This is a genomic window from Massilia mucilaginosa (genome assembly GCF_011682145.1).
GTDB classification, from domain to species: Bacteria; Pseudomonadota; Gammaproteobacteria; order Burkholderiales; family Burkholderiaceae_D; genus Telluria_A; species Telluria_A mucilaginosa.
In genome coordinates, this window is record NZ_WHJH01000072.1 from 17523 (window position 1) to 29114 (window position 11592).

Below are 11592 nucleotides of genomic sequence, written 5' to 3' on the forward strand. Positions count from 1 at the left end.
CCGATACAACGCCACATGCCCACCAAAAGGAAGCCCGCATGACCCGCCAGAACAACCGCCTGCTGCGCCTGAACTTTCCCAACGGAGGCCCGGCCAGCCTCGTGGCCAACCGGATCGACGCGGTGGAAGGCCTGTCGCGCGACTTCCACTTCACCGTCGAATGCCTGAGCGACGATCCCAACATCGCCCTCAAGGATGTGCAGGGCAAGATGGCCACCGTCGAACTGGTGCGCGAAGACGACAGCAAGCGCTTCTTCAACGGCTACGTGTTCGAATTCCGCCGCGTGCGCGCCGACGGCGGCGAAGTCTATTACGACATGGTCCTGCTGCCGTGGCTGGCGTACCTGCGCCTGCGCCGCGACAACTATCTGTTCCACAACATGACCGTCAAGGACCAGACCGACGACATCTTCGGCGACTACGGCGTGCGCAAGAGCGAGTTCCGCGTGGGCGGCCCCGACCCGGTCATGAAGGACGCCTGCCAGTACGACGAGTCCGACTACAACTACGTGCACCGGCGCTGGGAAGAAAAAGGCTGGTTCTACTGGTACGAGCATACGGCGTCCGGCCATACCCTGATTATCTCGGACGACTCGACCGCCGCCGCGCCGATCGACGGCCCGGCCCACATCCCCTTCAACCGCGCCGCCGGCGCCGAGGAAGACGATGCGCTGGGCGAATGGACGCCGGTGCGGCGCCTGGTGCCGGCCAAGTACGCCCTGTCCAGCTTCAACTTCAAGAGCCCGAAACCGGTCAAGACCCAGCTGCCGACCGTCAACGAGCAGGGTGACGTGCTCAAGAAGGAAGTCTACGAATACGTGGGCGCCTACGGCTTCAAGGACGCCGGCGACGGCGACGCCAAGACCCGTTTGCGGCTGGAGGAAATCGAAGCGTCCGGCAAGCATTTCGAAGGCGCCGGCAACGACCGCTACGTCATGCCCGGCCGCAGCTTTACCTTGACGGAACACTTTGACGACGGCTCGAAAAACTTCCTGATCCTGGAAGTGCGCCACACGGCCAGCAACAATTATCAGGTCAATGTGGAAACGCCGTCGTACTACGAAAACCGCGTGTCCTGCATCCGCAAGCAGATTCCTTGGCGCCCGGGACGCGGCTACAACAGTATCGAGCCGAAGATTTACGGACTGCAGACGGCGCTGGTGGTGGGGCCGAAAGGCGAAGAGATCCACACCGACAAATACGGCCGCGTCCGCGTGCAGTTCCACTGGGACCGCATCGGCGAGTACGACGAGAAAAGTTCGGCATGGATCCGCGTCGCCACCTCGTGGTCGGGCGCCAACTTCGGCGTGACATCGATTCCGCGCATCGGCTCGGAAGTGATCGTCCAGTTCATGGACGGCAACCCGGACCGGCCATTGGTCACGGGCATGGTGCCGAACGAAGACACCATGGTGCCGTGGACACTGCCGGACAACAAGACCCAGAGCGGCGTGCTGACGCGTTCCACGCCGAAGGGCAACTACAACACCGCCAACGCCCTGCGCTTCGAGGATAAAAAGGGCCAGGAGCAGTTGTGGCTGCATGCCGAGAAAGACCAGCTGACCGAGGTCGAGCACGACGAAGACAAATGGGTCGGCAACGACCGCCGCAAGACCATCGACCGCGACGAAACCACCCTCGTCAAGCGCGACCGCACGGAAACGGTCGACCGCGATGAAACGATTACGGTGCACAACAACCGCAAGGAGCGGGTTGATCATAACGAGACCATCAGCATCGGCGACAACCGGACCGAGGATGTGGGGATCAACGAGACGATTACCATCGGCGCGAACCGGACTAAAACCGTGGTGCAGAACGAGACCGACAGCATTGGCGGTGCGTGGACCATTACCGTGGCCAAGATGAAGACGGAAACGATTGCCCTGGCGTCGATCCAGAACGTCGGCTTGGCGCGCATGGAAAACGTGGGACTTGGATACGACCTGAACGTGGGCTTGGCGATGGCGACCATTGTCGGAACCCACAAGGTGACCAAGGTGGGGAATGAATATTCCATCACGGCGGGGGACGAATTGTCCATTACGGTGGGCAAGGCGAGCATGGTGATGAAGTCGGACGGAACGATTACCATCAACGGGCACACGTTCAGCGTGGGAACCACCGACGAACAAACCTTCAAGGCAGATGGCAACATCACCCTGAAGGGCAAGAAGATTCTGGAGAACTGATGAAGCAAGCCAAACAAGCCGGCAACAGCGTGCAGGTCACTGAGTCTGCGCAGCCAGAAGGTCTGTTGCATGACGTAATCGTGCAAACGCCGCAGCGGCCCGCGCGCGCCGACGGCATCGCCGTGGGTACCTTCGACGGCATCGGCGCTGACGGTAGCGCCTTGGTCAGCATCGCCACATTCGGCCTGAGCCGCATCCGCGCCCGCAGCATCAGCCCGCTCGACCCAAGCAACATCGGCCAGGCGCTGGCGCTGGGATTCGAGGGCGGCGATCCGATGCAGCCGATTATTCTGGGGCTGATGCTGGCAACGCCGGCAGCGACTGCGCCCGCGCCGACCGACGTGCTGCTCGACGGCGAGCGCGTGGTGCTCAACGCCGAACACGAGATCGAGCTGCGCTGCGGCGAGGCGGCACTGATCCTCAGCGCGGATGGACGCATTCAATTGCGCGGCACCTACATTACCAGCCACGCCAGCGCGACCCAGCGCATATTGGGTGGCTCAGTCAACATTAACTAGACCAAGGATTACGGTGGACATAATTGTAGGCTCTAAACATCTTGCGGTCGACATTAGCTCCGCCGTTGATGTCAGTGGACGCGAGCACTTAGTAATTGTGGCAAAAGGCACATGGAAGATACCTGCCGCTGGAGAACGACCGCGTCCTATAGAGCCGCAACCATTTGAACATGCCGACGTATATGTAGGTGAACCGGGCTTGAGTGCGATGCTCTATGGTTCCGATTTGGCACGTTTCAAACCACGTTGCGATGTGCTGTTTAACGCAAGCGCGCATGCAAATGGAAAGCCGGTCCAATCCATGGAAGTGGTGTGGCAAGTTGGCCCCTTGCGGAAGGGGTTGAGAGTGCATGGCTCGCGAAATTGGCGAAAGCGACTAGGCATAGTGTCACTAACTGACGCTGAACCATTTTCTCAAATGCCACTTCATTTTGGTAACGCATTTGGAGGAATGCGAACGTACAAAAAGGGATGGGGCGAAACGGCGACAACATTGGTAGAAGCCCATCCTGAGAATCCAGACGGAATAGGATGGTTTGGATCCCGCAGTAATGACGAAATTGATGGCCAACCAGCGCCAATGCTTGAGTCGCTGGACGATGCAGTGCGCAAGCCGAACGGAAATCAGAGGCCGATCGCATTCTCTGCCATTGCACGTCACTGGCATCCAAGACCAAAATACGGAGGAACATATGACGATAAATGGCAAAGGGAAATTTTCCCTTTTCTTCCTGAAGACTTCGATGAACAGTTTAACCAATGCGCACCTGAAGATCAGCAGATGCCTTATCCAAAAGGCGGCGAGCAGATTATTTTACGCAACATGATGGCTGGCCGATCAGACGTCCGTTTTCGATTACCAAAATGCGACAATGTAATAGTGCGTATTTTACGGTCCGACTACAGTAGCGAAGAATGTCTTGCAGTGCCGGACACAATCTACTTTGAACCGAATGAAGAGCGTTTTAGCGTAGTATGGCGGTTGAGTACCCCAGTAAAAAGACGGCTGAACGAATTCCATACAATCGCCGTTGGGCCAGTCTCTGAACAGCTTTGGAGGGAGAGATCATTGGGCTTGGGAGGATGTATGGGTTGTAAACCGACGAATGCCGCGATAGAGGGACGCGAAACTCAATGAAAACTCTGGACAAATCCGCCGACTTTAAAAAAAGCAAAACAGCATGCAAATAGTTGCTGCTGGGCTGTGCTGCTCACTTGGATATCACCTTGATGCTGTCGTCTCTGCAATACGTGCCAACATTGATCATTTTCAAGCAAGCAATTTTTATGCAAAGTCTTCAATTCCAGTGAACGTAGCCATGTTATCGGATGACGTTTATGGAGATGAAAGATTATCAAGGTGGATTACCTTCGCAATCCGGGATTGCATTATTCAAATACCCAATGAAATTTCACTTTTTGATACAAAAAGAACGGCAATAGTTGTATTAGGACCAGATAAAAGTCGTCCTCATTCCAATAGTGGGGAGTTGATCGAACTCATCCACAATATCATGCTGCGGCTACATGCTTATACCGATCCTGACAATGCAGAAAAAGTAACAAGAAATGAACGTCACAGAATAACATCTATAATGCAATCTCGAACTGGTTTGGTAGATGGCTTACTGCAAGCTGCAAGCTATCTCGTTAATGAGGAAACGGATCAAGTTTTGCTGATCGGTGTAGACAGTTATTTAAATTCTGCTGATATGAACAAGTTCATAAGCGACCCACGGCTGATTATAAGTGGAAATAGTGATGGATTTATCCCAGGAGAAGCTGCAGCGGCATTATTACTACATCGATCATCTCCTGACGCTCCGGGATTGCATATCAAAGGAGTAGGTAAAGGAAAAGAAGTCGGGAGATATGACGGTAGTGTGCCATGCCGGTCGCAAGGTCTGAGCAATGCACTTCGAGCTGCGTGCAACCAAGCGAAAGTAGTTCCTTCTCAAATAGAATTTCACATGAGTGATCAAAACGGCGAACAGTTTTATGCTAAAGATATTGCGAACGCTGTTACAAGAGTGATGTTTGGTGGAAAAAAACTATCTCATCTGACATTGGCAGATAAGATTGGCGAAGTGGGATCTGCAGCAGGCCCCGCGATGCTTGCTTGGTTACAACGGGATATGTCCGACCCAGTATTTAGCCCCGGAGATACCGGTATCGTTCATCTCGCGAATGACGATGGCACTCGCTGTGCTGTCGTACTTCGTTAAAATTGAGCCAAAAAATATGGATACACACGTTTACGCCAATGAAAACGAAATATGCTCTCGGGCTGCAGATGGAAAATCAATTGCTGGCCCTGATGTTTGTTGGAGTCCTCCCCCTCCAAGCGCAGGGCCAGTGCCAATTCCATACACAAACACAGCGTCTGCGCAAGATTTAACTAATGGATCAAGCACGGTTTTCATATGTGGAACACCTGTTGCGCTACGCGATGTATCGTATTTAGCGACAAGCGTGGGTAATGAACCTGCCACCCGAAATTTAGGAATGGGGCTCGCCACTAAGACTATTAAAGGCAAAGCATATTTTACAGCGTGGTCCCAAGATGTAAAGATTGAAGGCTTGAATGTTTGCCGACATATTGATGCCATGACACATAATCACGGATAAGTAATGCTCAAGCCAAAAAAGCCCGACGCTATAAAGAAAAACAATTCTAAAGCTGAAGAGAAACCGAAACAAGCCTCAGCGCAGCAACCAACCGTTTCTAATACCTTGGCATTTGCATATTTCGACAAAAAAAACTTACCTAAAGAATGCGTGAAAGACAAGGGGGATATTGAAAGGGAATGTCAACCTGAGTCCGATGAAAAAAGGCAAAAACGCGTTGAAGCCAAGCCAGGATTGCTCGGAAAGCTAAAAATTAAAAGCAAGAAAATGTCGTCGGGGCCTGGCGCTTCGCCGTCAAGCTGGATGGATGACCACTGCGACTTTTTGATGATAAAGCCTTCTCCAACATCGCCGTTGTTAGCAGAAATTTACGACATCCCCCACAAGATGATCGAAAAACTTGCCCAGTCGGGACAAGAAAAAATGTTAGCGAAGTTGGAACAAGAACTGGAAGAAGCAGCCTTAAAAAAGATTGGAAAAATGGGGCTTAAACAAGGCCTTGTTCGCATAGGTTCATTTGCAGGAGGCCCATTGGTAGGGGGTGGTGTAAATATTCTAATGACAGTCGATGGAGCAAACGACCTCAAGAATGCAACCAAAGAGTTTCCGAAGCTGCTAAATGATATCGATAAAGCCAAAAGCGAAATCTCAAAAGCTCGTGAAGAAATAATAAAAGCAAAGGATCAAATCGAACAATATAGAGAAAAGACAGGATCCACCAAAGGTGAGTTAAAAACCCAAGCTCTGGTTACTGATATAATGCATGAAGCTGTAAAAACTAGCCCATGTATCACGGCGCGGCGATGTGGTTTAGTGCCATATGGGGAAACAAATTTTCCCAATTCCGCCAATGGATTGGGTTGTTGCCCTGGCCAATCAGGTCACCACATTTTACCAAATGCGATGTTTGCAGGCTGTGTTGGATATAATCCGGACGAGGCATTGACTATTTGTGTAGAAGGCGTCACAAATAGCCATGGCTCGCACAAAGTAGTTCACGAGAATCTTAAATCGATATTGGCGGGCACGCAAAAGGCTGACGGGACCCCGTTGCTCGCTGGCGATCCGATGCCATTGCAGGATGCTATTGACGCTGGCACAGAATCTATTAAACAGTCTTTCCCTCTTTCCGAATGCGACACTTTATGCATTCAGAAACAGCTCGAAGCGAGCTACAAAAAATATGCACACTGTTTGCCAAAAAGCCATTCTGGTGCTGCTGGTAGTGGGGCAAAAAAGGCGAAAGCTCCTGCCAAACGGAAATCAGCACCTAAAATAACAAGCAGCAAACCTAAAAAGAAGCCATAATCAGGAGAATATAGTGATCAGCAAAGAAAACTGGGAAGAATTTTTCTTAGGCTACCATATTTACAAATGTGCCGTTGCTAGTAAAAATCACTTCTACTTTGTCTTGCTTGAGTTAGTTGAAGGCAATGATATCTCACCGCGCAAGCGCCTCGTCAGCATTATTGTGGAAGATGATGACGAAGTTATTTCGTGTGCTGAATATGATAGCGAGTATTTTGATCTTGCTCGACTGGCATCGGTTCAGAAACCTACACAACAGGCAGTTATGGTTGCTCTAGACGGCGACGTCGCTGTGATGGGAAGTGGTTTTAATGGATTTGAAGATTCAATACCACTTGGAAAACCTGGGTTGCCCTTGGAGACTTCGGCGCATGCAGTTGCTTCAATCGACGGATATGCGTATGTGGTAGGAGCTTGGAGATCGGTATGCAGACGGAGTGCTCTTGGACAATGGGAAACTCTTGCTGACCGGAGTAGTCTCCCGAAACCCGAGAAAAATAAATTCGGCCGCTCGAATCAAGGGTTCAAAGTCATCGCTGGCTTTAGTTCTTCAGACATTTATGCCGGTGGTGGGGAAGGCGACCTTTGGCACTATAACGGCGAGAAGTGGAATCGATGCGCGGTGCCCACCAATATGTATATTGAAACAATATGCTGCGGAGGCGACGGACTTGTCTATGTCGGTTTGCAAAGTGGTTCTATTATGCAAGGTCGAAATAACAAGTGGAAATTGGTTCACAAAGGCGATATGACTCTGCCGTTTCAAGATATGGTCTGGTTTCAAGACAAGGTGTGGTGCACTTCCGATTATGGGATTTGGACGATCGAAAATGGCAAATTGACTGACCCGCTTTTACCGGCCGAGGTACGTTCGTGTTCTGGAAATCTTTCAGTTAACGATGGCGTCATGTTGCTGGCCGGAATGTACGGTGCAACTGTTTTCGACGGCATTAAGTGGATGCCTCTTTGCTCGGAACTAACCTAATTAGGAAATTATGCTATGGTTACCGATTTCCATTTTCCAGTTATAAAGCCACTCATTATTCGACATGCTGAGGATGCCGCATTTTACTGGGCTCAGCTGGATTGGACGGTGGCCTCTGCCGACGTAAGATTTGAACGAGTTCAACACTTCAATTGGCTGCTTACCACGCATTTGAACGGATTGAAAGTTGCAGGCCCAACTGGACGGAATATTTCTCTTACGTCACTGGAGCGGTGGCAAAAGCCCGGTGAAGCGTTCTGCTCAGTATGGCTGGCACTGCAATCTTCGTACACCAATATCGATGACGATGTACTTAAGCTGATATGCCGGCATCCAGACCAACTGGTGCGCGGAGCAGTTTCTGCTCTCGCGGCCTGTTCGTCGGATCACTTTACGAAAATTGCCAAGCATTGGTCAGCCAACAATGTCGCCCCTGCCGCCCAGGTCATCATGCTGCGTGCCGCGGCGTTGCGGAACAGCATCGCTGTTGCACAGCTAGATAATCCGCTGCCGATTTATTTGCAGTCAAAAACCTCACATGTCAGAGCAGCTGCCTGCCGCGCTTGCGCCGTCGCAGGTCAACCGGGAAACGTTATTCCCCTTCTTCGCGAGGCATTGAGCGACCCTGATCTGCAGGTGCGTGCCGAGGCATCCATCGCGTTGGAGAAGCTTGGCGACATGGAGGCCGCGCGTCCAGTTCTGCTTCAAAGCGTGCTCGCGCAAGCCACGGTCTATGGCGGCGCAACAGGCGCCATCCGCGCCCAAGCCAGCCGCCGCCTTCAGCGATGGGTCCGCGAACTTGCCTGGCTCACGCCAATTGGTGCCCCCGAAGCCCGCGATCTTCTGGCACTGCTGCCACCCCGCATGGCCCTCACCTTCGCACTTTGGCATGGCGACCTGGCTCACCTGCCCTTCGTCATCGATCAGCTAGCCGATGAGGGCGTGGGCCGCTACGCCGGTTGGGTATGGCAAACACTGACCGGCATCGACCTCAACGCCAATGGCCTGGCCTTGCCGGAGCCCGATCCCGATCCCGCCAGCCTGGACCCCGATCAATTGATTACCGAAACCCGGCTCGATGCCGACAGCGGCCACCCGCAAGCAGACCAGGCTGCGGTAAGGGCCGCAACCGCCGCCAGTCCGCACCTCGTTGGTCGCGGCAAGCGTGTACTGCTTGGCCGCGAGATCGATGCCAAAACCGCCCTCGACCTGCTCGAAAACGCACCGCAAGCAATTCGCGCCATGGTCGCGCAGATGCTCAACCAAGCGCAGTCAACCGTCCGTATCAACGTGCGGGCATCCACCACAGAACAGAGAATCGCCATGAACACGCTGCACGACATGTTTGCCCCACGGGCGGCCGCATGAGTACACCTTTGCTCGATCCATGGACCGACGCCGCCGCCATCGCCACGCGCCTGAACGCGCCATCCGCGCGCCTGACGTTGATCATCGGCGCCACCGGCTGGTGCGAAACCTGCCGCACGCTCAAACCAGTCTTCGAGTCCCTGGCGGCTGAACACGGCGGAAAGAACGATACCTGGCTCTGGCTCGATCTCGAAGATCACGCCGAGTTCCTGGACGACTTCATTCCCGACAGTCTTCCCCTGCTGGTCAGCTACCGAGGTGCCCAGTTGACCCACGCCCTCGTTCCCAGCCGCCTCACCGCAGCGGCGCTGGCCGACCTGCTGGGTGAATCACCGCGCATCGAGCAAGCCGCCCTGCCCGACATTCGCGCCCGCCTGATGGCGGTTGACTGGGCGACATAAGGACCACGCCCTTGAAAATTGCCGGGATGAGCAAAGGCGACGTGTATTGCTCCGACCGGCCCGGATGTCATTGTAAAATTCCACCGCCCCTGCGGCCGGCGATCGGTAACTCAATGATGAAACTAGACGACAGTAACTACCACGCCTTGTTTGAAGGTTATGTTGTGGTTGACTGTATCGTGCGGACAAAAGAAATTCTCTACTTCATCCTCGAACAACTGTGGGATGAAGAGACCGACTCGCCGCCCGAGAGCACCTTGTCCACGCGCATCGTGGGCTACTTCAACGACCCACGCGATCCCGGCTGGGACAAGGTCGACATGACCGGCATCCACCGCATGAAAGCCGGCCTGGCCCAGCTCCCGAAAGAGCAGTTTGTCGGCGTATCGCTCAACAACCACGTCTACGCCTGGGGCAGCGGCGACGCCGGCCTGGAAACAAGCCTCGCGGGCGGACACGCCGCCACCGGCAAGGACATCGGCATGCGTGGCGGCATCAGCAAACTGCGCACGATCGGCGGTTCGCTGTGGCTGGCCAGCAGCGGCAGGACGGTCGGACAGCGGCGCGCCGGCAGCGACTGGCACTGGCACGACCCGATTCCCTACAAATCGCTCATGGATGACGGCGGCTTCCACGATATCGACGGATTCAGCGAGTCCGGTATCTACGCGGCCGGCGGACACGGCGACGTTTGGCATTTTGACGGCAGCGCTTGGCAACAGATCGCTTTCCCGAGCCAGATGACACTGGAAACGCTAGGCTGCGGCGGCGACGGCAACGTCTACATCGGCGCGGAATCGGGAACCGTCTTCAAGGGCCGCGTTAATCAGTGGAAAATCATCCATCGGGGCGAGATGACCCTCCCCTTCCGCGACATGGTGTGGCACCAGGACCAGCTCTGGTGCAGCTCCGACGACGGCATCTGGACCATCAAGGACGAGGTGCTGAGCAAGGCGGACGTGTCCGCCAGCGTGCGCGTCTGCGCCGGCAACCTGTCGGTGGGCGATGGGGCGCTGCTGGTCGCCGGTCACTACGGAGCCGCGCTGCATGACGGCGCACGCTGGCATCGATTAATCGACTACCGCGATCTCGACTAAGCCGCGCAAAACAACAATGCCGCAGGCGCCGTGCCTTCGAATATGGATTCTCAATGTGCCCGAAGGAAGCCGATCATGTGGCGCGGCACAGCCCGCTGTAAGAGCGTATGCTGCGCTGTACGCCAGCCACCAAAGCCCGCCATGCGCAAACTGCTGCTCCCCTACCTGCTCCTGATCGCCGGCATGGTCCTGCTCGACGTGCTCTGGCTCGGCTTCATCGCCAAGGACATCTACGCCGACGGCATCGGCCATCTCATGGCCGCCGAGCCGCGCTTCGGCCCGGCAATCGCCTTTTACCTGATCTACGCGGCCGGCCTGATGGTGTTCGCCCTGGCCCCGCACGGCCCGCGCCGCCCCCTGCGCTCCACCCTGACCGCGGCAGCCCTGTTCGGCACGGTCGCCTACGCCACCTACGACCTGTCCAACCTCGCCACCCTGCGCGACTGGCCGCTCGGCGTGGCCCTGATCGACATCGCCTGGGGCTGCGTCGCCAGCACCCTGTCGGTACTGGCCGCCAGGCTATGCATGGACCGGCTCGACCCCGGCCCTGCCAGCGCCTAACAATCCTTGTCGCCGAAGCACGGTCCATCCGACATTTCATGCTCCGTTTCAACGAGCACTTCCTTGGCCGAGTCCTGCGCGAACGTCACATGGCCAAGCGAAAAGTACCAGGTCCGGACCTTCGGTGACGACACCGTCGCGCCGACGACCACATGGCGCTTTCCTTCCTGGCCGTCGCCCCCGTCGTCGTAGGCACTGCCCCGCAAGGACTTGCGCGCCACCAGATTGCCCTTGACGTAGAACGGCACGATACTCAGATCCACCGTCTCGCAATTGACGTTGCCCAGCACGAAAACGGCGTCCATCGTGTAGGTGCTCAAGCCGCGGCAAGACAAATCGCCATTGATGACAAGCAGGCGCTCCCGCTGAATCAAGGCTTGCTCGAACGGGGTGAGTGCCGATGTATTGTAAGCGATCCATGAACCTCAGGCTTGCCCGCTAATCCACCAGACGGCATGATGCTGACATCGAGGCGAAGGCAGGTTGAATGAGTTGGAGGTGCTTAGCGGCGCTTTGCCGGCTTCGGGATGGGAG

The 11592-nt window shown here is 55.0% G+C and carries 12 protein-coding genes; 11 read left to right on the forward strand and 1 reads right to left on the reverse strand.

Annotated features, from left to right (window positions below; translation table 11 throughout):
- Positions 1-38 precede the first annotated feature (38 nt).
- The 11 genes from F2P45_RS31125 (at position 39) to F2P45_RS31175 (ending at position 11058) form a co-directional block, all read left to right on the forward strand.
- Positions 39-2192 carry a type VI secretion system Vgr family protein gene (locus F2P45_RS31125; protein WP_166882098.1) on the forward strand — a complete coding sequence of 718 codons (2154 nt, stop codon included), beginning with the start codon at positions 39-41 and terminating at the stop codon, positions 2190-2192.
- Complete coding sequence (locus F2P45_RS31130; RefSeq protein ID WP_166882099.1) at positions 2192-2710, forward strand: DUF6484 domain-containing protein; 519 nt, start codon at positions 2192-2194, stop codon at positions 2708-2710. The genes F2P45_RS31125 and F2P45_RS31130 overlap by 1 nt, the downstream gene beginning before the upstream one ends.
- Before the next feature lie 13 nt (positions 2711-2723).
- Positions 2724-3848, forward strand: coding sequence for a DUF2169 family type VI secretion system accessory protein (locus F2P45_RS31135; protein ID WP_166882100.1), 1125 nt, complete (start codon positions 2724-2726; stop codon positions 3846-3848).
- 43 nt (positions 3849-3891) lie between these two features.
- Complete coding sequence (locus F2P45_RS31140; RefSeq protein ID WP_166882101.1) at positions 3892-4935, forward strand: hypothetical protein; 1044 nt, start codon at positions 3892-3894, stop codon at positions 4933-4935.
- A 16-nt stretch (positions 4936-4951) separates the two neighbouring features.
- On the forward strand, positions 4952-5338 hold the full coding sequence (locus F2P45_RS31145; protein WP_166882109.1) for a DUF4150 domain-containing protein: 387 nt from the start codon (positions 4952-4954) through the stop codon (positions 5336-5338).
- A gap of 3 nt (positions 5339-5341) precedes the next feature.
- Positions 5342-6646, forward strand: coding sequence for an HNH/endonuclease VII fold toxin-2 domain-containing protein (locus tag F2P45_RS31150; protein ID WP_166882102.1), 1305 nt, complete (start codon positions 5342-5344; stop codon positions 6644-6646).
- Positions 6647-6659: 13 nt separating this feature from the next.
- Positions 6660-7631, forward strand: a complete 972-nt coding sequence (locus tag F2P45_RS36555; protein WP_166882103.1) for a Kelch repeat-containing protein — start codon at positions 6660-6662, stop codon at positions 7629-7631.
- Between the two features lie 15 nt (positions 7632-7646).
- A complete protein-coding gene (locus F2P45_RS31160) occupies positions 7647-8999 on the forward strand; it encodes a HEAT repeat domain-containing protein (protein WP_166882104.1) in 1353 nt (450 codons plus the stop codon).
- Positions 8996-9400: a thioredoxin family protein gene (locus F2P45_RS31165; RefSeq protein WP_166882105.1), complete on the forward strand. Its 405-nt coding sequence runs from the start codon at positions 8996-8998 to the stop codon at positions 9398-9400. The genes F2P45_RS31160 and F2P45_RS31165 overlap by 4 nt, the downstream gene beginning before the upstream one ends.
- Before the next feature lie 179 nt (positions 9401-9579).
- The gene (locus F2P45_RS36560; RefSeq protein ID WP_166882106.1) at positions 9580-10497 is read left to right on the forward strand and encodes a hypothetical protein; all 918 of its coding nucleotides are present in this window, start codon (positions 9580-9582) and stop codon (positions 10495-10497) included.
- A gap of 141 nt (positions 10498-10638) precedes the next feature.
- On the forward strand, positions 10639-11058 hold the full coding sequence (locus tag F2P45_RS31175; RefSeq protein WP_166882107.1) for a DUF2177 family protein: 420 nt from the start codon (positions 10639-10641) through the stop codon (positions 11056-11058).
- Here the strand turns inward: F2P45_RS31175 and F2P45_RS31180 are convergent.
- The gene (locus F2P45_RS31180; RefSeq protein WP_223164866.1) at positions 11055-11378 is read right to left on the reverse strand and encodes a hypothetical protein; all 324 of its coding nucleotides are present in this window, start codon (positions 11376-11378) and stop codon (positions 11055-11057) included. The genes F2P45_RS31175 and F2P45_RS31180 overlap by 4 nt on opposite strands.
- Positions 11379-11592: the final 214 nt, after the last annotated feature.